This is a genomic window from Streptomyces tibetensis (assembly GCF_040647715.1).
GTDB lineage: Bacteria > Actinomycetota > Actinomycetes > Streptomycetales > Streptomycetaceae > Streptomyces > Streptomyces tibetensis_A.
This window is the reverse complement of record NZ_JBEZCR010000005.1, coordinates 502,694-526,648: the sequence shown is the minus strand read 5'-3', so window position 1 is coordinate 526,648 and position 23,955 is coordinate 502,694. Positions and strand designations below refer to the sequence as shown.

19 protein-coding genes and 1 riboswitch are annotated in these 23,955 nt (G+C 70.6%); of the genes, 13 read left to right on the top strand and 6 right to left on the bottom strand.

The features are described 5' to 3' along the window. Positions 1 to 91 precede the first annotated feature (91 nt). Entirely contained in the window at positions 92 to 943 is an 852-nt protein-coding gene (locus AB0B29_RS16740; protein WP_362239771.1) for a S1 family serine peptidase, read from the top strand. A gap of 133 nt (positions 944 to 1,076) precedes the next feature. Here AB0B29_RS16740 and AB0B29_RS16735 read toward each other — a convergent pair whose 3' ends face one another. Beyond that, positions 1,077 to 1,307, bottom strand: a complete 231-nt coding sequence (locus tag AB0B29_RS16735) for a DUF7455 domain-containing protein (RefSeq protein ID WP_234846548.1) — start codon at positions 1,305 to 1,307, stop codon at positions 1,077 to 1,079. Positions 1,308 to 1,748: 441 nt separating this feature from the next. On the opposite strand from AB0B29_RS16735, the gene AB0B29_RS16730 reads away from it, so the two are divergent. The 6 genes from AB0B29_RS16730 (at position 1,749) to AB0B29_RS16705 (ending at position 8,757) form a co-directional block, all read left to right on the top strand. Beyond that, positions 1,749 to 3,872, top strand: a complete 2,124-nt coding sequence (locus AB0B29_RS16730; protein ID WP_362239768.1) for a DNA gyrase/topoisomerase IV subunit B — start codon at positions 1,749 to 1,751, stop codon at positions 3,870 to 3,872. Between the two features lie 314 nt (positions 3,873 to 4,186). Then, positions 4,187 to 4,711 carry a DUF1453 domain-containing protein gene (locus AB0B29_RS16725; protein ID WP_362239765.1) on the top strand — a complete coding sequence of 175 codons (525 nt, stop codon included), beginning with the start codon at positions 4,187 to 4,189 and terminating at the stop codon, positions 4,709 to 4,711. Next, complete coding sequence (locus AB0B29_RS16720; RefSeq protein ID WP_362239762.1) at positions 4,708 to 5,859, top strand: sensor histidine kinase; 1,152 nt, start codon at positions 4,708 to 4,710, stop codon at positions 5,857 to 5,859. Before AB0B29_RS16725 ends, AB0B29_RS16720 begins: the two co-directional genes overlap by 4 nt. Further along, positions 5,856 to 6,539 (top strand): response regulator transcription factor, encoded by a 684-nt coding sequence (locus AB0B29_RS16715; protein WP_362239758.1) that lies wholly within the window; start codon positions 5,856 to 5,858, stop codon positions 6,537 to 6,539. Before AB0B29_RS16720 ends, AB0B29_RS16715 begins: the two co-directional genes overlap by 4 nt. Positions 6,540 to 6,607: 68 nt before the next feature. Further along, positions 6,608 to 7,168, top strand: coding sequence for a DUF485 domain-containing protein (locus AB0B29_RS16710; protein ID WP_362239756.1), 561 nt, complete (start codon positions 6,608 to 6,610; stop codon positions 7,166 to 7,168). After that, entirely contained in the window at positions 7,165 to 8,757 is a 1,593-nt protein-coding gene (locus AB0B29_RS16705) for a solute symporter family protein (protein WP_362239753.1), read from the top strand. Before AB0B29_RS16710 ends, AB0B29_RS16705 begins: the two co-directional genes overlap by 4 nt. An 81-nt stretch (positions 8,758 to 8,838) precedes the next feature. Here the strand turns inward: AB0B29_RS16705 and AB0B29_RS16700 are convergent, their stop codons facing one another. The 4 genes from AB0B29_RS16700 to AB0B29_RS16685 form a co-directional block, all read right to left on the bottom strand. Continuing rightward, positions 8,839 to 9,519, bottom strand: coding sequence for a response regulator (locus tag AB0B29_RS16700; protein ID WP_362239750.1), 681 nt, complete (start codon positions 9,517 to 9,519; stop codon positions 8,839 to 8,841). Beyond that, on the bottom strand, positions 9,519 to 11,192 hold the full coding sequence (locus tag AB0B29_RS16695) for a sensor histidine kinase (RefSeq protein ID WP_362239748.1): 1,674 nt from the start codon (positions 11,190 to 11,192) through the stop codon (positions 9,519 to 9,521). The genes AB0B29_RS16700 and AB0B29_RS16695 overlap by 1 nt, the downstream gene beginning before the upstream one ends. Positions 11,193 to 11,277: 85 nt before the next feature. Beyond that, complete coding sequence (locus AB0B29_RS16690) at positions 11,278 to 12,222, bottom strand: sucrase ferredoxin (RefSeq protein WP_362239745.1); 945 nt, start codon at positions 12,220 to 12,222, stop codon at positions 11,278 to 11,280. 113 nt (positions 12,223 to 12,335) lie between these two features. Beyond that, the gene (locus AB0B29_RS16685) at positions 12,336 to 13,595 is read right to left on the bottom strand and encodes a citrate synthase (protein ID WP_362239743.1); all 1,260 of its coding nucleotides are present in this window, start codon (positions 13,593 to 13,595) and stop codon (positions 12,336 to 12,338) included. Between the two features lie 111 nt (positions 13,596 to 13,706). Between AB0B29_RS16685 and AB0B29_RS16680 the strand changes: the two genes are divergently transcribed. Continuing rightward, positions 13,707 to 14,867, top strand: a complete 1,161-nt coding sequence (locus tag AB0B29_RS16680; RefSeq protein ID WP_362239740.1) for a citrate synthase/methylcitrate synthase — start codon at positions 13,707 to 13,709, stop codon at positions 14,865 to 14,867. A gap of 238 nt (positions 14,868 to 15,105) precedes the next feature. Then, entirely contained in the window at positions 15,106 to 16,188 is a 1,083-nt protein-coding gene (locus AB0B29_RS16675; RefSeq protein ID WP_362239737.1) for a CobW family GTP-binding protein, read from the top strand. Between the two features lie 20 nt (positions 16,189 to 16,208). Here the strand turns inward: AB0B29_RS16675 and AB0B29_RS16670 are convergent, their stop codons facing one another. Next, positions 16,209 to 18,665, bottom strand: a complete 2,457-nt coding sequence (locus AB0B29_RS16670; protein WP_362239735.1) for a DNA gyrase/topoisomerase IV subunit A — start codon at positions 18,663 to 18,665, stop codon at positions 16,209 to 16,211. Positions 18,666 to 19,004: 339 nt separating this feature from the next. Between AB0B29_RS16670 and AB0B29_RS16665 the strand changes: the two genes are divergently transcribed. The 4 genes from AB0B29_RS16665 (at position 19,005) to AB0B29_RS16650 (ending at position 23,837) form a co-directional block, all read left to right on the top strand. Beyond that, the gene (locus AB0B29_RS16665; protein ID WP_362239732.1) at positions 19,005 to 20,354 is read left to right on the top strand and encodes a M16 family metallopeptidase; all 1,350 of its coding nucleotides are present in this window, start codon (positions 19,005 to 19,007) and stop codon (positions 20,352 to 20,354) included. Further along, positions 20,351 to 21,739 (top strand): M16 family metallopeptidase, encoded by a 1,389-nt coding sequence (locus AB0B29_RS16660; RefSeq protein WP_362239730.1) that lies wholly within the window; start codon positions 20,351 to 20,353, stop codon positions 21,737 to 21,739. Before AB0B29_RS16665 ends, AB0B29_RS16660 begins: the two co-directional genes overlap by 4 nt. A gap of 192 nt (positions 21,740 to 21,931) precedes the next feature. Beyond that, a riboswitch (cyclic di-AMP (ydaO/yuaA leader) is annotated at positions 21,932 to 22,096 on the top strand. 12 nt (positions 22,097 to 22,108) lie between these two features. Beyond that, positions 22,109 to 22,897 carry a M23 family metallopeptidase gene (locus AB0B29_RS16655; protein ID WP_362239727.1) on the top strand — a complete coding sequence of 263 codons (789 nt, stop codon included), beginning with the start codon at positions 22,109 to 22,111 and terminating at the stop codon, positions 22,895 to 22,897. Between the two features lie 244 nt (positions 22,898 to 23,141). Beyond that, positions 23,142 to 23,837 (top strand): GntR family transcriptional regulator, encoded by a 696-nt coding sequence (locus AB0B29_RS16650; RefSeq protein ID WP_362239725.1) that lies wholly within the window; start codon positions 23,142 to 23,144, stop codon positions 23,835 to 23,837. Positions 23,838 to 23,955: the final 118 nt, after the last annotated feature.

The following is a 23,955-nucleotide window of genomic DNA, read 5'->3' as shown; positions in this document are numbered from 1 at the left end:
GGCCTTTGCCGTGCTGCCGCGCCGCGGGTGCGGAGTGAAGCGCGGTGAATCACTCTGGGTGTCTCATGGACACCACTGAGTGAGGAGCGAAATGCGTCGTCGTCTGGCACGAGCTCTGTTCCTGCCGCTGGCCCTAGCAGCCGCCGTACCGGCCCTGTCGATGGGCTCCAGTGCCCCTGTGGCCGCCGACAGTGTGGTCATAGGCGGATCCCCCGTCGAGATATCCCAGAGCCCGTGGACGGTCGCGCTGTCCAGTCGTGACCGGTTCGGGGGTACGCGAGCGGGTCATTTCTGCGGCGGCGTGGCGGTCGGTCCCACGACCATCCTCACCGCGGCCCACTGTCTGGACGAGAACGTTCTGGGAGTGCCGCCGGAGCGTGTACGGGACCTCAGGGTCATAGCCGGACGCACAGACCTGCTTGCCGGTCGCGGCGGCCAGGAGATCGCCGTGCGCCGCACGTGGGTGAACCCGGCTTACGACGGGGACAGCAATGAGGGGGACTTCGCCGTGCTCACTCTGGCCGAACCCCTCCAAGGCGGCTCGGTCATCCCCATGGCAGCCGACGGTGACCCTGCGTACACGGTCGGTGGAGCGGCGACGGTCTACGGATGGGGTGACACCTCGGGCGTCGGTGACTATCCGGACAGCCTGCGGGCCGCGCGTGTGCGTGTGCTCCCCGATGCGTTGTGCGCGGAGGCCTACCCGGGCGGTTCAGACGGCACCTACGACGCCAAGAGCATGTTGTGCGCCGGGGAAGCGGAGGGGGGCCGGGATGCCTGCCAGGGCGACAGCGGAGGGCCGCTGGTGGCCCAGGGGCGGTTGATCGGACTCGTGTCCTGGGGAATCGGATGTGGCCGGGCCGGTAACCCCGGCGTGTACATGCGGGTGTCCGACATCATGCGGACGCTCGGCTGGACGCGGTCGACTTCGGCAGGCGTGTGAAGCTCTGCGCCTAAGCGCCCGGCGGAGACTGTGCACGGTCGCCCGATGAAGACGGGCGGCTGCCCCTGGTGACCAGAGGCAGCCGCCCGTTCACCGGCCTGTGCCGGGCTGGCTCGTCGTCGGACGCGAGGTGTCAGCGCTCTTCTTCGGCGGCGTTCGCGGGAGCGGACGTAAGCCGCTCCGTCTCGTCCTGTATCTCAGCGGCGATCTTCTTGAGTTCCGGCTCGAACTTGCGACCGTGGTGGGCGCAGAAGAGCAGTTCTCCGCCGCTCAGCAGGACGACGCGCAGGTACGCCTGGGCGCCGCAGCGGTCGCAGCGATCAGCCGCCGTCAGCGGGCTCGCGGGGGTCAGAACAGTAGTCACGTCGCCTCTTCTCTAGCTCGACGAGCTGTCGTACCAGGGTCAACATCCAACCAGCCCCAAAACGTTCCCGCTCGTGGCTTTTCCTCGAAAGAATCTTGCGAGGCGGCTGTCTGCTGCCGGTTGGCGGCGAATGTGCCGTATTGCGTTTCTATGTGTCTTACGGGGCTTCGCGTTGTATCGGTGGTCGGTCCTCCCGGCTGGGTTGCCGGTTGTTCATGAGGACGTGCCCGGAGCCTAAATGGTTCATGCCTGGAAGGGAACGTGATGTGTACTTCACTCCATCGAGGGATCGAACACTCATGCGAGTGTGGACTAGTGTGAGTTTTCGACGAGGGTGGCGTTACAGCGGCTCTACCAGGCCTCGGTACCCTCTCACCGGTGACTGAAGCCGCGCCCTTACCCACGAGGGCCCCATCCGAAATTCAGCGAGGAGCGAACCGCGTGACCGCCGAGACGTCCGTGCCGTCCACAGCTCTGCTGGCAGGAGCAGATCGGGACGGATCCAACTACACCGCGCGGCACCTGCTCGTCCTCGAGGGGCTCGAGGCCGTGCGCAAGCGCCCGGGTATGTACATCGGGTCGACCGACAGCCGTGGCCTGATGCACTGCGTCTGGGAGATCATCGACAACTCCGTCGACGAGGCCCTGGGCGGGTACTGCGACCACATCGAGGTGATCCTCCAGGACGACGGCTCGGTCGAGGTCCGGGACAACGGCCGGGGCATCCCGATCGACGTCGAGCCCAAGACCGGTCTCTCCGGTGTCGAGGTCGTCATGACCAAGCTGCACGCCGGCGGCAAGTTCGGAGGCGGCTCCTACGCCGCCTCCGGCGGTCTGCACGGCGTCGGCGCCTCCGTCGTGAACGCCCTGTCCGCCCGGCTGGACGTGGAGGTGGACCGCGGTGGGCACACCCACGCGATCAGCTTCCGTCGCGGGGTGCCCGGAGCCTTCGCCGGGAACGGTCCCGACGCCAAGTTCGAGGCCAAGGGCGGCCTGCGCAAGGCCAAGAAGATCCCGAAGACCCGCACCGGCACACGCGTGCGGTACTGGGCCGACCGCCAGATCTTCCTCCGGGACGCCAAGCTCAACCTGGAGACGCTGCACCAGCGCGCCCGGCAGACGGCGTTCCTGGTGCCCGGCCTGACCATCGTCGTGCGCGACGAGTTCGGGCTCGGCGAGGGCGGCAGCAAGGGCGAGGAGTCCTTCCGCTTCGACGGCGGCATCAGCGAGTTCTGCGAGTACCTGGCGAACGACAAGCCGGTCTGCGACGTGCTCCGCTTCTCGGGCCAGGGCACCTTCAAGGAGACCGTGCCCGTCCTGGACGACCACGGCCAGATGACGCCGACCGAGGTCACCCGTGAGCTCGGCGTCGACATCGCACTGCGGTGGGGGACGGGCTACGACACGACGCTTCGGTCCTTCGTCAACATCATCGCCACGCCCAAGGGCGGCACCCACGTCGCCGGCTTCGAACAGGCCGTCGCCAAGACGATGAACGAGGTGCTGCGCGCCAAGAAGCTCCTTCGCGTCGCCGAGGACGACATCGTCAAGGACGACGCCCTGGAGGGCCTGACCGCGGTCGTCACCGTGCGTCTCGCCGAGCCGCAGTTCGAGGGCCAGACCAAGGAGGTCCTCGGGACCTCGGCGGCTCGCCGCATCGTGAACAACGTGGTCACGAAGGAACTGAAGGCGTTCCTGACGTCCACGAAGCGGGACGCCGCACAGCAGGCCCGTGTCGTGATGGAGAAGGCCGTCGCCGCGGCCCGTACGCGTATCGCCGCACGGCAGCACAAGGACGCGCAGCGTCGCAAGACGGCCCTGGAGTCCTCCTCGCTGCCGGCCAAGCTGGCCGACTGCCGCAGCGACGACGTCGACCGCAGCGAGCTGTTCATCGTCGAGGGCGACTCCGCGCTCGGCACGGCGAAGCTCGCCCGGAACTCCGAGTTCCAGGCGCTGCTTCCGATCCGCGGCAAGATCCTCAACGTTCAGAAGTCGTCCGTGACGGACATGCTGAAGAACGTCGAGTGCGGCGCGATCATCCAGGTCATAGGAGCCGGCTCGGGCCGGACGTTCGACATCGACACCGCGCGCTACGGCAAGATCATCATGATGACCGACGCCGACGTCGACGGCTCGCACATTCGCACCCTGCTGCTGACGCTGTTCCACCGCTACATGCGGCCCATGGTCGAGGCAGGCCGGGTCTTCGCGGCGGTGCCGCCGCTGCACCGCATCGAGATCGTCCAGCCGAAGAAGGGCCAGGACAAGTACGTCTACACGTACTCGGACCGCGAACTGCGCGACAAGTTGATGGAGTTCCAGAGCAAGGGCATCCGCTACAAGGACTCCATCCAGCGCTACAAGGGCCTCGGCGAGATGGACGCCGACCAGCTGGCCGAGACGACGATGGACCCGCGCCATCGCACCCTGCGCCGAATCAACCTCTCCGACCTGGAGGCCGCCGAGCAGGTCTTCGATCTGCTGATGGGCAACGACGTGGCGCCGCGCAAGGAGTTCATCTCCAACTCGGCGGCCACGCTGGACCGGTCACGCATCGACGCGTAGCCGCTGCGTCGGGCGGTGGCCGGGTATGGGCCGGGGGAGTGCGCAAACAGGTCAGTGCCTGAGCCCGGCCTGCGCGAGGCGCCTGGTCACCGTCCGAGCTCTGCCACCCTTCGAACCCTAGGCCACCGTCCTGGCCGTTCGCGTACCGTCCGGCCGCGAAAGGCGTGTCTCCACCCTCGGGTGGAGACACGCATGGTCGGGAATCAACCCGTGGTCCACCCAGGCTCCGATCCCGTGGCCTGGCGATTTCCGTAGCGTCTAAGGCGTCGGCAGCCCCCGCTGCCGGAAACCCCTACTCGCTCACGGAGGCCGCGATGTTCGGGCTCGTCGACGTGTTGCTGATCGTGCTCGTTGCCGTCGTGGTGCTAGCCCGGCAGTTCCGCGCGCGCCGGCTCGACAGCGAGCGCCGCTGGTGGCTCCTGCCCGCGCTCCTGGCCGTGCTCGCGCTGCGCGAGCCCGGAATGATCGACGCGCACCACCCCGCGGCCTCGGCGCTCCTGCTCGGCGCCGAACTGCTCGTCGGCCTGGCCACGGGTGCAGGCTGGGCCTGGACCACCCGCATATGGACGGACCCGGACGGCACGGTCTGGAGCAGGAGCAGCGGGGCGAGCGTCGCCGTCTGGGTCGTCGGCATCGGGTCGCGGGCCGGGCTCTTCGCGCTCGGCGCAGCGGTGGGCGTTCATCAGGACAGCTCGGCCCTGCTGCTGGGGCTCGCCGGCACTCTGCTCGTCCGGGCCGGGATCGTGGCCCGGCGCGGGCAGTCCCCCCGCAGTGGCGCGACGCTGAGCGGGGCGTTCGGTGACGGCACGATCCGGGCCATGGGAAAGGAGCGCGTGTGAAGGAGAACGCCTGGACACGCTGGCCTTCCCGGGAGGCACTCAGTCGCGAGGGACTCTCCCGCTCCCGGTGCCTGCTGGCCTGGACGGTGCGGACGCTGGTCCTCGGACTGCTGCTGTGGGGTGCCTTCTCCGACAGCCACGCGAGCGGCTGGAAGGCGGCGGCCTGCGCCGCAGGAGTCCTGCTGGCGGCCGCTCTCGCCTGGAGCTTCTTCCGGACCACGCTCCGGCATCGGCTGTGGCCGTCGGTGGCCTCGCTCGCCCTGCTGCAGGTCATCGCCGTCGCAGCCCAGCTGTCCGGATTCCGCGTCGCTGCCCTGGTCATGCTGTGCGGCTGCGTCGTCTCGGCTCTGGAGCGGCTGCCCTCGGCCGCCGCCCTGAGTGCCGCGGGAGTGGCTCTTTGCACCTATGGGGTCGTCCAGCACGACGACCTGCTGACGACCGTGGTCACCGGCATCGGCATCGCCCTGGCCGGCTACACCCTGCGCCTCGATGCCGAGGCCCGCGGAAGTGCCCTGCGGCTCCTCACCCAGGAACGGGCAGCGCGTGCGGCCGAGGCGGAGACGGCGGCCCTCGCGGAGCGGGCCCGCATAGCGCGGGAGATACACGATGTGCTGGCCCACAGCCTCTCGGCCCAGCTGGTGCACCTTGAGGCGGCCAGGCTGTTGATCGAGCGGGGAGGGGAACGAGAGCAGATCCATGAACGCGTGGTGGCGGCGCGAGAGATGGCCCGGGACGGCCTCGCCGAAACCCGGCAGGCGCTCTCCGCTCTGCGCGGGGAGCTGACGCCGCTGGAGGACTTCCTGGGCGGCCTGGTCGGTACGGCCGACGGTGCCGAGATCACCATCACGGGTGAACGGAGGCGCTTGCCGGCCGAGGCTTCCCAGGCCGTGCGCAGAGCGGCCCAGGAGGCCCTGACGAACGTCCGCAAGCACGCTCCGGGCGCCAAGGTCCACCTCAGACTCGACTACCGTCCGCACGAAGTGACCCTGGACGTGCGCGACTCGGGCGGTTCGCCGGGCGAGCTGACGGGCACGGGGGCCGGGTACGGTCTGCTGGGCATGCGGGAGCGGGCGGAACTGCTGGGCGGTTCCCTCCGGGCCGGGCCGGGCGAGGAGGGGTTCGTGGTGACGTTGAAGGTACCGGTATGACGCGGGGCGCCGATCCGAAGCCCGCTCGGGTGGTGGTCGCGGACGACCAGACCGTGGTGCGGGAGGGCATCGTGATGCTGCTCGGTCTGCTGCCCGGGATCGAGGTCGTCGGAGCCGCGGGAGACGGGGAGGAGGCGGTGGCGCTCGTCGCCCGGCTTGCTCCGGACGTGGTGCTGATGGACCTGCGCATGCCCCGCTGCGACGGAGTGGAGGCGACCCGCAGGATTCGCGCGGAGCACCCCGGGACACAGGTCGTGGTGCTCACGACGTTCGCGGACGACGAGTCGCTGTTCCCCGCGCTGGCTGCGGGGGCGCTCGGTTATCTCACCAAGGACACGGGCGGGGACGAGATCGCGCGGGCCGTGCACAGCGTGCTGTCGGGCGACGCGGGCCTCTCACCGGGCATTCAGAGACGTCTGCTGGAGCGCCTGACCGAGCCGGAGCCCTGGCCGGCCGCGCCCCCCGAACCGCCGGACGGACTCACCGCCCGGGAGACGGAGGTACTGCTCCTCATCGCCGAGGGGCTGAGCAACCCGGAGATCGCGCGAAGGCTGCACGTCTCCACGGCGACCGTGAAGACCCACATCAACAACCTCTTCACCAAGACCGGGCTCAAGGACCGTGCGCAGGCGGTGCGTTACGCCTTCGGGAAGGGACTCGTGCGGCCACCAGCGGGTTAGTCACCTGATGGGGTGAAGAGCGAAGGGAAGAAGAGTCAGGGATCTTCCCGTTCTGTCCATCCTTGGGCATGCAGCAAAGCAAGGGCCGTCCCCGCGGCGGTGGAGCGGGCCAGGAGAGTTGGGCCGAGCCTTTCGACGGTCGTGATCCGGTTCCGCCCGAGGAGGCCGGACAGCTCAGGTATGACGATCCCTGGTACGACGCCCTCGCCTCCGGCTGGGGCGAGTCGGCCGGCGACGGGGCGCAGGCCCACACGCTGGTTCCGCCTGCGCGGGGAGAGGGCGTGACGGGGGCCGCCACGGCCGATGTGTACCTGGAAGTGCAGCGCAGTGCCGCCTTTCAGGAGGTGCGGCGGCGGTACCGGAGGTTCGTTGTGCCGGCGTTCGTGGCCTTCTTCGCCTGGTACGTGGGCTATGTCGTTGCTGCCACGGCGGTGCCGGAGGTGATGGCGAGGCCCGTCGCGGGAGCGGTGAACGTGGCGATGGTGGCGGGGCTGGGGCAGTTCCTGTCCACGTTTCTGCTGACGTGGGCGTACGCCCGGCACGCGCGGCTGCGCAGGGACCGGGCCGCGCTCGAACTGCGCTGGGACACACAGGAACTGACGCGTGGTGTGAGTGGTGGTAGGTCGTGACGGAGGAACACCAGACGCTGGCGTTGCTTCTCTTCAGCGCGTTCGTCGCGGTCACGCTGGGGATCACCACGTGGGTCAGCCGCAACAGACGTGGCTCGGCGGAGGAGTTCTACGCCGGCGGGCGGCTCTTCTCACCCATGGAGAATGGTTTTGCCATCGCGGGTGACTACATGTCGGCCGCATCCTTCCTGGGAGTCACCGGGCTCATCGCGCTGTTCGGGTACGACGGGCTGCTGTATGTCGTCGGGTTCCTGGTGGCGTGGCTCGTGGTGCTGTTCCTGGTCGCCGAACTGGTCCGCAACTGCGGCCGGTTCACGCTCGCCGACGTCGTGGCCTCACGGATGAGGGAGCGGCCGGTGAGGATCGCGGCGGGAACCTCCTCGGTGACGGTGTCCGTTCTGTATCTGGTGGCGCAGATGGTCGGCGCGGGGAGCCTGGTGGCGCTGCTGCTCGGTGGCACGAGCGACGCGGCGCGGTCCTGGACCGTCATCGGGGTGGGCGCCCTCATGGTGGTCTACGTGTCGCTGGGAGGTATGCGGGCGACCACCTGGATCCAGATCGTCAAGGCCGTCCTGCTGCTCGGAGGCACCGTCGTGCTGACGGTCCTCGTCCTGGTGCGCTTCCACGGCGACGTGGACCGGCTGCTGTTCACGGCGGCCGAGCGCAGCGGGCACGGAGCGGCGTTTCTGGCACCGGGGCTGAAGTACGGCGGGGACTGGACCGCCCGCTTCGACTTCATCAGTCTCGGGCTGGCCCTGGTGCTGGGTACGGCGGGGCTGCCGCACATCCTGTCGCGCTTCTACACCGTGCCCACGGCGCGCGCTGCCCGCCGCTCGGTCGTCTGGGCCGTCGGGCTCATCGGTGGCTTCTATCTCATGACGATCGTGCTCGGGTTCGGCGCGGCCGCCATTCTCGGGCCGGAGGCGGTGCGCGGGTCGAACGCGGCCGGGAACACGGCGGTTCCCTTGCTGGCGCTGGATCTGGGAGGTGGGGCGGGATCCACCGGGGGGACGGTTCTCTTCGCGATCGTCGCCGCGGTCGCCTTCGCGACGATCCTCGCCGTGGTCGCCGGTATCACGCTCGCGTCCTCGGCAGCCGTGGCCCACGACCTGTACGCCTCCCTGCGGCGCCGGGACAGTAAGCCACGCAGCGAGGTGACCGTGGCTCGTGTCGCCGCTGTCGGCGTCGGCGCGGTGGCGATCGCGCTCAGTCTGCTGGCGCGCGATCTCAACGTGGCGTTCCTCGTGGGCCTGGCCTTCGCCGTCGCCGCGTCGGCGAACCTGCCGGTGCTGCTCTACTCCCTGTTCTGGCCGCGCTTCACCACACGGGGCGCCGTCTGGGCCGTCTACGGGGGTCTGATCCCGGCTGTGGTGCTCGTGGTGCTGTCCCCGGTGGTCTCCGGCAGCCCCGACTCGCTCTTCCCGGGCATCGACCTCCAGTACTTCCCGTTGCAGAACCCGGGCCTGGTCTCGATTCCCCTCGGCTTCCTCGCGGGCTGGCTGGGCACGGTCACGTCGGCGGAGGTCCCGGACCTGGCGAAGCACGCGGAGACCGAGGTGCGGTCGCTGACGGGTGCGGGAGCGGCGTAGGAGTGGTGAGTGGTGTACGCCGTGCCGTGAACAGGACGGCGACTCTCACCGAACCTTCGGAAGGCCGAACGGCTGACGGTTCTAACCGCGGGTCGCCCATACGTAACGGTGTTCCGGGCGGCCCGCGTCGCCATACTTGAGGGTGAGCCTGGCTCGTCCCGTGCGCTCCAGGAGCTTCAGATAGCGCTGGGCGGTCTGCCGGCTCACCCCGGTCCGCTCGGCGATCTCCTGGGCGGACAGGGGCCCGTTGGCGTGCATCAGGGACTGGCGGACCAGCTCAGCGGTGGTAGGGGAGTGCCCTTTGGGCAGGTCCGGCTCCGACGGTGCCGACAGGGCCCCGAAAATACGGTCCACCTCGGCCTGCTCCGCCTCCCCGCCGCCGTCCAGGGTGCGGCGCAGTTCAGCGTAGGCCTCCAGCTTGGCGCGCAGGCCGGCGAAGGCGAACGGCTTGACCAGGTACTGCAGCGCGCCGTGCCGCATCGCCGCCTGCACGGTGGAGACGTCCCGAGCCGCCGTCACCATGATCACGTCGGTCTGGTCGCCGCGCCGCCGCATCTCCTGGACCACGGCGACTCCCGTGGCGTCCGGCAGGTAATGGTCCAGGAGCACCAGGTCCAGCCGGGGCAGTGTCTCCAGCTGACGCAGCGCTTGTGCCGCGCTGTGCGCCTCACCGGCGACATGGAAGCCCGGCACCTTCTCGACGTAGGCGGCGTTGACCTTCGCGACTCTGACGTCGTCGTCCACGACCAGGACCTCGATCATCACGACTCCTTCTCGGCGGTCTGCGGAGCTGACGGCATGGTCAGCACGGCCGGTTCGGGACCCGGCTCGGCGAGTGCCTCGGGCAGGACGACGGTGAACTCCGCGCCCCCGCCGTGTGCCTCGCCGACGGTCGCGCTGCCACCCTGCCGTTCGGCCAGCCTGCGCACCAGGGAGAGTCCGATACCCCGCTCGCGGTGAGCCGGCGGCTTCTTCGTAGACCATCCCGAGGTGAAGATCAACTCACGGTGCTCCGGCGGGACGCCCGGCCCCGTGTCCCGCACCCGGAGGATCGCGGTGCGCCCCTCGGCGCGCAGTTCGACCTCCACGCGCGCGTGCGGCGTGCCGGCTACGGCGTCGAGGGCGTTGTCCACCAGGTTTCCCACGACCGTGACCAGACCCTGCGGATCGACCAGCCGGTCGGGAAGCCGGGTCCGGTCCGACACCCACAGGGCGACGCCCCGCTCGGCCGCGACGGTCGCCTTGCCGACCAGCAGGGCGGCGAGCAGCGGATCCTCGATCCGCTCGGTGACCTGTTCCGCGGTGGCGCGATGGTCACCGACCACCTCGCCGACGAACTCGACGGCGTCGTCGTACATCTCCAGTTCGAGCAGCCCGAGAAGCGTGTGCATACGGTTGGCGTGTTCGTGGTCCTGGGCGCGCAGGGCGTCGATCAGGCCCCGGGTGGAGTCCAGCTCGCGGCCCAGTTGCTCCAGCTCGGTGCGGTCGCGCAGGGTGGCCACGGCGCCACCGTCGTCGGTGGGCATGCGGTTGGCGACCAGCACCCGCTGGCCGCGCACGGTGAGCAGATCCGTACCGGTCACCCGTCCGGCCAGCACGTCGGCCGTACGGCCCGTGCCGAGCGCCTCGTCGGGGGATCGGCCCACGACGGTCTCGCCTATGCCCAGCAGGCGCTGTGCCTCGTCGTTCACGAGGCGGATACGGCCGGTGCGGTCCAGGGCGACGACTCCCTCGCGGATGCCGTGCAGCATCGCCTCACGTTCGGACAGGAGCGCCGCGATGTCCGAGAAGGCCAGGTCCCTGGTCTGCCGCTGGACCCGCCGTGAGATGACCCACGCGGCCAGCGAGCCCACGGCCAGGGCGCCGCCTGCGTACGCGAGAAGCCCCGGGATCGCGTGGATCAGACGGGCCCGGACGCTGTCGTAGGCGATGCCGACCGAGACCGCGCCGATGACATGGCCGTCGCTGTCACGCAGCGGCACCTTGCCCCGGGCGGAGCGGCCCAGGGTGCCGCTGTCGATCTCCATGACCTCCTCGCCGGCCAGGGCCTGGCCGGGATCGGTGGACACGATGCCGCCGATCTGCTTCGGGTCCGTGTGTGACCAGCGCACGCCCCGCCAGTCCATCACCACGATGTACTCGGCCTTGGTGGCCTTCCGGATCCGCTCCGCCTCCCGCTGCACCGGGCCGTTCGGCGTGGGGGGAGTGTTCCGCAGGTCCTTCGCGAGGTCGGGCAGTTGCGCTGTTGTCTGCGCGATCGCGAGCGCACGGCGCATCGCCTGGTCGTCCAGCTGATCGCCGAGGGGAGCGAGGAACAGCCCGGTCGCGAGTACCGCGACTCCCGCGGCGATCACGACCTGCATGAGCAGCACCTGCGAGAACACTCGCCGGGGCAGGCCGAGGCGCAGGCGGCGTGCGGGGGGAGTGGGGCTCATACCCATGACCGTACGTGCGGACGGCTACCCGCCCTAGACGGGTGTGGCGTGGATCTCCAGATCAATGTGAGGGCGAGCCCGCTCGTCAGCCGGCCAGTGCCGTCGCCACCCGCGCCTCGCGCACCGCCACCACGTCCATCCGCGCGGGCGAGCCGAGGACGGACGCCCCGCAGCTCTCCGGGCGGGGCGGCAGGCCCGCGGCCTGGGCCACGTCGACCTGCCAACGGCGTCCGTCGGTGTGGGCGACGGTCACCTGCCAGCACGGTGCCGCTCCGACCGTCCGGACGATGCTCAGGGCCTCCGCGGCGTATTCCCCGGTCCTGGTGCGCACGGCGAGCTCGGCGGCCTGACCGGGGCGTTCCCAGGCGGAGCTGCCCCGGCATCCCTCCATGACGATCCGCCCCTCCCGCGCGCTGTGCAGGACCTCCTTGAGGGAGTGGGCCTCGGCCCGGCCGTACGCGTATCCGTACGGCAGCACGAGCACGGTGGGGGAGAAGCGGTGACCACCCAGATGGGTGACCTCCCAGACGCCCTCGACTCCGGACGTCGCCAGCTCGGCCGCGAGGGGACGGCCGAGGAGGGCGCAGCAGCGGTCACGCTTGCCGTTGGTGCAGACGAGGGCCAGCGGGTCGCCGTCGTGGGGCCGGCCGCCGAGAGTCGCGTCGAACGCGCGGTGGTCGCCCCGGCCGAGTGCCGCGAAGTCGAGATCGAGCAGCTGTCCGGGGTCAGAGGTCGAGGCGCTGTGCAGCCACACGTTCCCCGGGACGACGTGCGCCGCGTACACCCGGCGCGAGGCGGGCATGCGGCGGTCCGCGTGGCGCCCGGGGCGGCGGATGAGCGCGATCCGTACGCCCGTGTCCTTGGCAGCCGCCTCCAGGGCACGGCCCAGAGCGGGGTCCAGGTGGCTCGAAGTGAGCGCCTTGGCACCCCACGGACCGGGCTGTTCCAGCAACAGCCAGGTCCTCGCGGTGGCCGCGGTTCCCGAAACGGGCTCGTCGAAGTCCCGGGAGACGCTAGAGCACGTACTCACAGAGGTGAGCCTAACCTGACTTCGGTCGCCGTGACTTTCGGCCCCCTCCCGCTTTACTCCGGCAGTGGCCGGAAGGTATAGGGGCCGCGTGGACACCGCTCGGCGGCATCCGCTCAGTCAGGCAGCGTCTGTGGAGGCTTCGGGCCTGTGTAGAGACCGCTCGGCCGCATCCGCAGCGGGCGTTCGCCGTACTCCTCCAAAGCGTGGGCGATCCAGCCCGCCGTCCGGGCCACGGCGAAGATCGTCTCGCCCGCGGTCGGGTCCATGCCGCTGGACGCGGTGAGCACCGCGAGGGCCAGGTCCACGTTGGCGTGCAGGGGGGTGTGCCGCGCGGTGGTCTCCACGATGGCGCGGGCGGCGCGGAGAGCGGGCTCCGCACGTGGGATCTGTTCCAGGAGGGCGAACAGGGCACGCGCGCGTGGGTCCTCACCGCGGTACAGCCGGTGTCCGAGGCCCGGAATGCGGCGTCCGGCGCGCAGTTCGCCCGCGATCACGGGGGCCGCGTCGCCTTGTTCGAGGACGTCCCACAGCAGCCGGTGGGCGAGTCCGCTGGCCGCGCCGTGCAGCGGGCCCTCGATCACGCCCAGCCCCGCGGAGACCGCCGCGTAGGGGTGTGCACGGGCCGACGCGGCGACACGCACGGCGAGGGTGGAGGCGGCCAGGTCGTGGTCGGCGAGGAGGGCGAGGGCGGCGTCCAGGGCGCGCAGGGATGCCTCGTCGGGGTCCTTGCGCACCGACAGCCTGCTCCACAGGCGGTGGGCCAGGGGGCCTTCGTCGTGGCGGTGGTGCCCCGCGGGAGGCAGCGCGTCGACGAGCGTGGGGATGAGGGTGCGCGCGGTACCGAGCACGGCCTCCTCGGACAGGTCGAAACGCAGCGGGTCCGTGGTCGCGGCGGCGATCGTCGCCACCCGCAAGCGGTCGGTCGGAGCGGCGTGCTCGGGCAGGGCTTCGACCGCTCGGCGGGCGACGGAGACGGAGGCGGCGGGCGCGGTGAACGTGCGGCCCGGGAGCATCCGTCCCGTCCACAGCCACTCGGCGACCTCCTCGTAGGTGTGGCGTGTGGCCAGGTCGACCGCGTCGACACCGCGGAAGAAGTAGCGGTCGTTCTCGATGAGCGTGATCCGGGTGCGTACGGACAGCTCGCCACCGGAACCGGAACCGCCCGCGCTCTCACGCCTGTTGCGCCGGGCGAGGGCCTCGACCTCTCGTGCGTCGAAGGTGCTGCCGCGCCCGCCGCTCACCCGTCGGCTGCTGAGCTGGCCGCGACTCACGTACGCGTACACGGTCTCCGGCTTCACGCCGAGCAGCTCGGCGGCCTCCTTGGTGCTCAGCCGTCGTTCCGCCCCAAGGGGGGCGGGTTCTTGATCGCGCATGGGGGTCACCGTATCCGTCTGGTGGACCATTGACTGGCATATTGACTCAATCAATATTGACAGGCCTTAAATCAATCATAGACAGTTTGAATCAATCTCAGGGAGGTAGTCATGTCCGTCAACAGTTCAGCAGCCCCTCTTCTCGCAGCGCCCAGGGGTCTCGCGGGGGTCGTCGTCACCGACACCCGGATCGGTGACGTCCGCGGTCTGGAGGGCTTCTACCACTACCGGCAGTACTCGGCCGTCGACCTCGCGCGGACCCGCGGCTTCGAGGACGTCTGGCACCTGCTCGTGCACGGCGAGCTGCCGGACGCCGGGCAGAGCGCGGCTTTCGCGGCCGGGACCGCCGCGCTGCGGAGGCTGCCCGACGCGGTGCGAGCGGCACTGCCCGCCATCGCGGCGGCCGGCGGGCGTTCCGGGCCGCTCGCCGGGATGCGTACGGCCCTGTCGCTGCTGGGCGCGGCGAAGGGATTCCGCCCCGTGTACGACATCGACGCCGAGCAGCGTCGGCAGGACACGATCGAGGCGGCCGCGGCCGTGCCCACGCTGCTCACGGCGCTGCACCGGCTGGGAAAGGGACTGGAACCGGTGGAGCCGCGCGAGGACCTGTCCTACGCGGCGAACTACCTCTACATGCTGACCGGTTCCGTCCCGGCCGAGCCGCACGCACGGGCCATCGAGCAATACCTGATCTCAACCGTTGATCACGGATTCAATGCGTCAACCTTTACGGCCCGGGTCATCGCCTCGACGGGTGCGGACGTGGCGGCATGCCTGGCCGGGGCGGTGGCCGCGCTGTCGGGTCCGCTGCACGGAGGAGCGCCCAGCCGCGCGCTGGACACCCTGGACGCGATCGGCACCCCGGACCGGATCGAGCCCTGGGTGCGTCAGCGGGTGCTCGCCGGTGAGCGCATCATGGGCTTCGGACACGCGATCTACCGCACGGAGGACCCGCGGTCCCGGATGCTGCGCGAGGTCGCCCAGGGGTTCGGCGGGCCGCGGGTGGACTTCGCGGTCGAAGTCGAGCGTCACGTCGAGGCGATCCTGGCGGAGTTGAAGCCCGGGCGGGAACTCCACACCAACGTCGAGTACTACGCGGGCGTGGTCATGGAACTCTGCGGCCTGCCCCGTGAGATGTTCACCCCGACCTTCGCCGCCGCGCGGGCGGTGGGCTGGAGCGCCAACATCCTGGAGCAGGCGGAGGACACGAAGATCATCAGGCCGGTGGCGCGGTACGTGGGGCCGGAGGCACCGGCGCCTGTGCCCGGCTGAGCGTTCGGGTCCGCCTGAGCCCTTGTGTCCGCCTGGGCGTTCGGGTCCGGCTGGGCGGTCGCGTCCGGCCTGGGCGTTCGTGTCCGATGGGGTGCCGCAGCCCGAGCGTCGCGGAGGCACGCCGCCGACTTCACTTCGGTGTGGATCTCGCTGCTCGTATTCTGGGGCGGCATCCCCATCCCCCACGTGTGCCGGGAACGCGGCCCGGTGCACGCGTCGGCGCGAGAAAGGTCGCACGGTGAGCCAGCCGAACCCGAAACCGCAGCAGATCCCGGTCGTCGTCCTGGCGGGATTCCTCGGCTCGGGGAAGACCACCCTGCTCAATCATCTCCTGCACCGCAGTGGCGGCAGCCGGATCGGCGCTCTGGTCAACGACTTCGGGGCGATCGAGATCGACGCGATGGCAGTGGCGGGAGCACTCGGCGACTCGACGGTCTCCCTCGGCAACGGCTGCCTGTGCTGCGCCGTCGACGCGAGCGAACTGGACCACTACCTCGGGCGGCTCGCGGAGCCCTCCGTCGGAATCGACGTCATCGTCATCGAGGCCAGCGGTCTCGCCGAGCCGCAGGAGCTCGTGCGGATGCTGCTGGCGAGCGAACATCCGGGGGTCGTCTACGGCGGGCTCGTCGAGGTCGTTGACGCCGCCGAGTTCGGCGACACCCGGGCCAGGCACCCCGAGATCGACCGGCATCTCGCGCTGGCCGACCTCGTCGTGGTCAACAAGCTCGACCGGGCCGCGGACGGCGAAGGGGTCATCGGACTGGTCCGGTCCCTCGTCGACCGCGCCGCCGTCGTCCCGGCCACCTACGGCCGGATCGACCCCGAGTTCCTCTTCGACTGCCGCCCGAGCGAAGAACGCATCGGGCAGCTGTCCTTCGACGACCTGCACGAACACGGCGCCGACGGGAACGAGGACGACACGGGCGAGGACCACACCGGGCACCTGCACACCGCCTACGACAGCCTGTCGTTCGTCTCGCCCGAGCCCCTCGACCCACGCCGGCTGATGACGTTCCTCGACAGCCGGCCCGAGGGGCTCTACCGGGTCAAGGGCTACGTCGACTTCGGGCCGTACGACATCCGCAACCGCTACGTCGTCCATGCCGTCGGGCGCTTCCTGCGGTTCTACCCGGAGCCCTGGCCGGCCGGCTCCGAACGCCTCACCCAGCTCGTCCTCATCGGGTCGGGGATCGACGCCGCCGCTCTCGAGAAGGAACTGCAGGCGTGCGGGAGCGAGGCCCCACATGCCGACGAGCACGGCATGTGGGGCGTCCTGCGGTACGTACGCGACCCCGACGAGGACGGCGCCGACCCGGCCTGAACCGGTCCGGCCACCACCGCCTACACCGGTCCGGCCACCACCGCGACCGTCTTCGCCAGGGACACCCCGGAACCGTCGCGGCGCGGGTCGATCTCCGGGAGCTCGGCCGGAGTGCCGTTCTTCTGCGCCGCCAGGGCGGGGACGGGACCGGCCCAGGCCAGGGACAGACAGTCCTCGCCCTTCAGGAACCGCTGACAGCGGACGCCACCGGTCGCGCGGCCCTTGCGCGGGTACTGGTCGAACGGGGTCAGCTTGGCCGTCGTCTGGACGGAGTCGTCCAGCGTGCCCCGCGAGCCCGCGACGGTGAAGACGACGGCGTCCACGGCCGGGTCCACCGCCGTGAACGAGATGACCTTCGCGCCCTCGGCGAGCTTGATGCCCGCAACGCCGCCGGCCGGGCGGCCCTGCGGGCGGACCTGGGACGCCTGGAAGCGCAGCAGCTGTGCGTCGTCGGTGATGAAGACCAGGTCCTCCTCACCGGTGCGCAGCTCGATCGCGCCGACGATTCGGTCGCCCTCCTTGAGGCTGATCACCTCGAGCTCTTCCTTGTTGGACGGGTAGTCCGGCACCACGCGCTTGACGACGCCCTGTGCCGTGCCCAGCGCCAGACCCGGCGACGATTCGTCGAGCGTGGTCAGGCAGACCACCGTCTCGTCGTCCTCCAGGGAGACGAACTCCGCCAGCGGGGCGCCCCCGGCGAGGTTGGGCGCCGACAGCGACTCCGGGAGCTGCGGCAGATCGATCACGTTCAGCCGGAGCAGCCTGCCCGCCGAGGTGACCGCACCCACCTCGCCACGGGCGGTGGCCGGCACCGCCGAGACGATCACGTCGTGCTTCACGCGCTTGGCGGCGGCGTCCTCCGCGAACGGCTCGCCGTTCGCCGTGCGGGCCAGTAGACCCGTGGAGGACAGCAGCACCCGGCACGGGTCGTCGGCCACCTGCAGCGGCACGGCCGCCACCGGGGCACCGCCCGACTCGAGCAGGACCGTACGCCGGTCGGTGCCGAACTTCTTGGCGACCGTGGCCAGTTCGGAGGAGACCAGCTTGCGCAGCTCCGCGTCCGAGTCGAGGATCCGGGTCAGCTCCTCGATCTCCGCGGTGAGCCGCTCCTTCTCCGTCTCCAGCTCGATGCGGTCGTACCTGGTCAGACGGCGCAGCGGCGTGTCCAGGATGTACTGCGTCTGCACCTCGCTCAGCGAGAACTGCTCCATCAGGCGCTGCTTGGCCTGCGCGGAGTTCTCACTGGAGCGGATCAGGCGGATGACCTCGTCGATGTCGAGCAGGGCCGTCAGCAGGCCCTCGACCAGGTGCAGCCGGTCGCGCTTCTTGCCGCGGCGGAACTCCGAGCGCCGCCGCACGACGTTGAAGCGGTGGTCGAGATAGACCTCCAGGAGCTCCTTGAGGCCCAGTGTGAGCGGCTGGCCGTCGACCAGGGCCACGTTGTTGATGCCGAAGGACTCCTCCATCGGCGTCAGCTTGTAGAGCTGCTCCAGGACGGCCTCCGGGACGAAGCCGTTCTTGATCTCGATGACGAGGCGCAGGCCGTGCGCGCGGTCGGTGAGGTCCTTGACGTCGGCGATGCCCTGGATCTTCTTCGAACCGACCAGATCCTTGATCTTGGCGATGACCTTCTCGGGGCCGACCGTGAAGGGCAGCTCCGTGACCACGAGGCCCTTGCGGCGGGCCGTCACGGGCTCCACCGACACCGTCGCCCGGATCTTGAAGCTGCCCCGGCCGGTCTCGTACGCGTCCCGGATGCCGGACAGGCCGACGATGCGGCCGCCCGTGGGCAGGTCGGGGCCGGGGACGTGCTTCATCAGCGCGTCGAGATCCGCGTTCGGGAACCTGATCAGATGGCGGGCGGCGGCGATGACCTCGCGCAGGTTGTGCGGCGCCATGTTCGTGGCCATGCCCACGGCGATGCCCGAGGCGCCGTTGACCAGGAGGTTCGGGAAGGCGGCGGGCAGGGCCACCGGCTCCTGTTCCTGGCCGTCGTAGTTGGGGTTGAAGTCGACGGTGTCCTCGTCGATGGACTCCGTCATCAGGCTCGTGGCCTCGGCCATCCGGCACTCGGTGTACCGCATGGCGGCCGGTGGGTCGTCGTTGCCCAGGGAACCGAAGTTGCCGTGGCCGTCGACCAGGGGGACCCGCATCGAGAAGGGCTGGGCCATGCGCACGAGGGCGTCGTAGATCGACGCGTCGCCGTGCGGGTGCAGCTTGCCCATCACCTCGCCGACGACCCGGGCGCACTTGACGTACCCGCGCTCGGGGCGCAGGCCCATCTCGCTCATCTGGTAGACGATGCGGCGGTGTACCGGCTTGAGGCCGTCGCGTGCGTCCGGCAGGGCGCGGGAGTAGATGACCGAGTACGCGTACTCGAGGAAGGAGCCCTGCATCTCGTCGACGACGTCGATGTCGAGGATCCGCTCCTCGTACGAGTCGTCGGGCGGCGGGGTCTTCGTGCTGCGGCGGGCCATCGCTGCCGGCTCCTCCTGTTACTGGTCGCTCGCCTACAAGGCGTTCATGCGCTGACGAGACACCGACCGTACTCAGCCCTTCGGGCCTGTGCGCGCTCGCCCTCTCGTCACCGACCGCCCCTGCGGCTCGCTCGTGCTGCTGCGATCCGGATCTGACGCCGACCATTGTGGACCGCCGCACTGACAACCGGGACCAGGACCCGGTCCCGGCCGCAGCCCGCGCTCTCGGGCCCAGGTCGCCGCCGGGAACTTCACCAGGGCTCCGCACGCTTGCATACAGTGGCAGGACCGGCAGGAATCCGCGGTCTGAACAACCGCTCCGCGAGCGAAGGGACGTACATGCCCATGGGTCACACGGCCACAGCCCAGGCAGGCTCCGGGGGCCTGACAGCGACCGAGCACCGCCTGGCCAATGGTCTGCGCGTGGTGCTCTCCGAGGACCACCTGACCCCGGTCGCGGCGGTGTGCCTCTGGTACGACGTCGGCTCACGCCACGAAGTCAAGGGGCGTACCGGCCTGGCTCACCTTTTCGAGCACCTGATGTTCCAGGGTTCCGCGCAGGTCAAGGGCAACGGTCATTTCGAGCTCGTCCAGGGCGCGGGCGGCTCGCTGAACGGCACGACCAGCTTCGAGCGGACCAACTACTTCGAGACCATGCCCGCCCACGAGCTGGAGCTCGCCCTCTGGCTGGAGGCCGACCGCATGGGCTCGCTGCTGGCCGCGCTCGACGACGAGTCGATGGAGAACCAGCGTGACGTCGTCAAGAACGAGCGCCGCCAGCGCTACGACAACGTCCCGTACGGCACCGCCTTCGAGAAGCTGACCGCCCTCGCCTACCCGGAGGGCCACCCCTACCACCACACCCCGATCGGCTCGATGGCCGACCTGGACGCGGCGACCCTGGAGGACGCGCGGGCGTTCTTCCGCACGTACTACGCGCCGAACAACGCCGTGCTCTCCGTGGTGGGCGACATCGACCCGGAGCAGACCCTCGCCTGGGTCGAGAAGTACTTCGGGTCCATCCCCGGCCACGACGGCAAGCCCGCCCCGCGCGACGGCTCGCTGCCGGAGACCATCGGCGAGCAGCTGCGCGAGGTCGTCGAGGAGGAGGTCCCGGCCCGTGCCCTGATGGCCGCCTACCGGCTGCCGCACGACGGCACGCGCGCGTGCGACGCGGCCGACCTGGCCCTCACCGTCCTCGGCGGCGGCGAGTCCTCCCGCCTGTACAACCGGCTCGTGCGCCGCGACCGCACGGCCGTGGCGGCCGGCTTCGGCCTGCTGCGGCTCGCCGGGGCGCCCTCCCTGGGGTGGCTGGACGTGAAGACGTCCGGCGACGTGGAGGTTCCGGTCATCGAGGCCGCCATCGACGAGGAGCTCGCCCGGTTCGCCGAGGAGGGCCCCACGGCCGAGGAGATGGAGCGCGCCCAGGCCCAGTTGGAGCGCGAGTGGCTGGACCGGCTCGGCACGGTCGCCGGCCGCGCCGACGAACTGTGCCGGTACGCGGTGCTGTTCGGCGACCCGCAGCTCGCCCTGACCGCCGTCCAGCGCGTGCTGGAGATCACGCCGGAGGAGGTCCAGGAGGTCGCCAAGGCCCGCCTGCGGCCCGACAACCGCGCGGTGCTCGTCTATGAGCCGACCGCCCCCGAAGCCCCCGCCGACCAGGACGAGAACGAGGAGGCGGCCCGGTGACCGAGCTCGCCACGATGGACTTCCACCCCCGGCCGCAGGCGGGCGACGCCAAGCCGTGGGCCTTCCCGGCCCCCGAGCGCGGCTCGCTCGACAACGGCCTCACGGTGCTGCGCTGTCACCGCCCCGGCCAGCAGGTCGTCGCCGTGGAGGTGCTGCTCGACGCCCCCCTGGACGCCGAGCCCGCAGGCCTCGACGGTGTGGCCACGATCATGGCTCGGGCCTTCTCCGAGGGCACCGACAAGCACTCCGCCGAGGACTTCGCAGCCGAGCTGGAGCGCGCCGGCGCCACCCTCGACGCACACGCCGACCACCCCGGCGTCCGGCTCAGCCTGGAGGTGCCGGCCTCCCGGCTCGCCAAGGGGCTGGGCCTGGTCGCCGACGCCCTGAGGGCACCCGCGTTCGCCGACAGCGAGGTCGAGCGGCTGGTCGCCAACCGTCTCGACGAGATTCCGCACGAACTGGCCAACCCGTCCCGCCGCGGGGCCAAGGAGCTCTCCAAGGAGCTGTTCCCGGCGCACTCGCGCATGTCGCGGCCGCGGCAGGGCACCGAGGAGACCGTCGCCGCCATCGACTCCGCGGCCGTACGCGCCTTCTACGAGAAGCACGTCCGCCCGGCCACGGCCACCGTCGTGGTCGTCGGGGACCTCACCGGCATCGACCTCGACGCCCTGCTCGGGGACACGCTGGGTGCCTGGACGGGATCCCCGGCCGAGCCGCGTCCCGTGCCGCCGGTGACCGCCGACGACACCGGCCGGGTCGTCATCGTGGACCGCCCCGGAGCCGTCCAGACGCAGCTGCTGATCGGCCGGATCGGCCCGGACCGGCACGACCGCGTGTGGCCCGCTCAGGTGCTCGGCACCTACTGCCTGGGCGGCACCCTCACGTCCCGCCTGGACCGCGTCCTGAGGGAGGAGAAGGGCTACACCTACGGCGTACGGGCGTTCGGCCAGGTCCTCAGGTCCGCCCCGGACGGCACGGGTGCGGCGATGCTCGCCATCAGCGGCTCCGTGGACACGCCCAACACCGGCCCCGCTCTGGAGGACCTCTGGACGGTGCTGCGCACGCTCGCCGCCGAGGGGCTTACCGACGCCGAGCGGGACGTCGCCGTGCAGAACCTGGTGGGCGTCGCGCCGCTGAAGTACGAGACGGCGGCGGCCGTCGCGAGCACGCTGGCCGACCAGGTCGAGCAGCATCTGCCCGACGACTACCAGGCCGCGCTGTACCGGCAGCTCGCCACGACCGGCACCGTGGAGGCCACCGCGGCGGCGGTCAGCGCCTTCCCGGTGGACCGGCTGGTGACCGTCCTCGTCGGTGACGCGGCGCAGATCAAGGCGCCTGTCGAGGCCCTCGGCATCGGCGAAGTCACCGTCGTCCCCGCCGAGTAGCGGCACGCCCGCTCAGGGGCCCTGGATGTCTTCGAAGGCACCAGGGCTCCTTTATGCCCGAATTGGTATGGGAGTTGCCTGTCTGCCCTGTGGGATGCGCTACAAAAGCCGGGATCCGTTTGGGAATTGAAAGTGGCGCCGCTTAGCGTCGTCCGGGCTGTTCGTCAGGCAGTGCGCCGCACCCGCGGCACCGGACAGTCATCGCCGAGTCCCCGTACGGCGCGAGCCAGGGGAGCCGGGGACCCACCGCAGTCCCTGGGGTGAATCGGACGCCCGCGCGTGCCGCGAGGGAGTCCGTAGGAGACCTTCCTGCTCCGAACCCGTCAGCTAACCCGGTAGGCGAGAGGGAAGGAAAGGACCAGCCACCACATGGCGTTCACTCGCGCCACCGGGAAGCACCGTCGTCCCAGCAGGATCCAGCGCCGCACCGCCCGCGTGGCGGGTGTCGCGGCCCTCGCCACCACCGGCGTGATCGGCACCGTGGCGGCCCCCGCGGCCTTCGCCGCCGAGCCCAGTGCCGAGCAGACCGGCCTCACCCCGGTCGTCACCATGGGTGACACCGTGGCCCAGCAGATCGATGCCCAGGCCGTCGCGCAGCAGCAGGCCGCCGAGGAGGCCGCCGCCAAGCAGAAGGCCGAGGAGGCCGCTCGCAAGCGGGCCGCCGAGGTGGCCGAGAAGGCCAAGGAGGAGGCCGAGAAGGCCCGCGAGGCCAAGGAGCGCGCCGCCCGTGAGGCCGAGCGCAAGCGCCTCAACTCCTTCGTGCCCCCGATCTCCGGCTCGTACGTCTCCACCGGCTACCAGGCGAGCAGCGGTCTGTGGTCCTCCGGCAGCCACACCGGCATCGACTTCCACGCCGCCACCGGCACGTCCGTCCACGCGGTCGGCATGGGCGAGGTCGTCGAGGCCGGCTGGGGCGGCTCCTACGGCAACAACATCGTGATCAAGATGGACGACGGCACGTACACCCAGTACGGCCACCTGTCGTCCATCGGCGTCTCGGTCGGCCAGAAGGTCACGCCCGGCCAGCAGATCGGCCTGTCCGGCGCCACCGGCAACGTCACCGGCCCGCACCTGCACTTCGAGGCCCGCACGAGCCCCGACTACGGCTCGGACATCGACCCGATCGCCTACCTCCGCTCGCACGGCGTCAGCGTCTGAGCGGAACCCTCCGCCGTTCCCCGAAGCCCCGGCTCCCCGAGCCGGGGCTTTCGGTGTTTTTCCGGATGCCCGCCGGATGCCCGCCGCATGTCCGTGGTCCGTTCCGGATCCCCCCGCATGTCCGCAGTCCAAAAAATATCCCTGGATTCTCGCCTGCCGTCGGAAATTCCGGCTCATTGCAATAGAGTCACAGAATCGCGCGTCGCTCGTCGGCGTTTCACGGGGATTAAGCGGAGGTCCGGTCATGCGTATTCCCGCGCACTCGGTGTGCACCGCCATCCGGGACGACATCGTCGCGGGTGTCCACGCCCGCGGCAGCCGACTCACCGAGGAACTCCTCGCCCGCCGCTACGGCGTCTCGCGGGTGCCCGTCCGGGAGGCGCTGCGCACGCTGGAGGCCGAGGGCTTCGTGGTGACCCGTCGGCACGCGGGCGCGTGCGTGGCCGAACCCACCGAGCAGGAGGCCGGCGACCTGCTGGAGATGCGGATGCTCCTGGAGCCGCTCGGTGCGGCCCGTGCCGCCCAGCGCCGCACCGAGGCGCATCTGAAGGTCCTGCGCGGCCTGGTCCGGCTGGGTCAGGACCGCGCCCGTCGCGGCAACAGCGACGACCTGCGCTCCCTGGGCGCCTGGTTCCACGAGACGCTCGCCCAGGCCTCCGGCAGCCCCGCCCTGACCTCGATGCTCACCCAGCTCCGCCACAAGATCACGTGGATGTACGCCGTGGAGGCGCCGCTCAGCCCGGTGGAGTCCTGGACGGAACACGGCGCGATCGTGGACGCGGTGGCGCGCGGGGACGGCGAACGCGCGCGGGCGGTCACGGCGCTGCACACCGAGCGCGCGACCGGCGCGCACCGCCTGCGCCTGGGCCGCGCCGAGGAACGCGCCGACCGTGTGAGGAACTCGCAACATCCCGTAAACACGGCGAGCCTGCGGCATTAACACGGCAGCCGTATACAAAGAGAGGTGAATTCCTCGGGGGTTATTTCAGCTGCCCGAAAGAGGGGAATTCCTGTCCCGTGTGGACCGAGAATGGCGAAGGGCCCGCCCGGTGAATTCG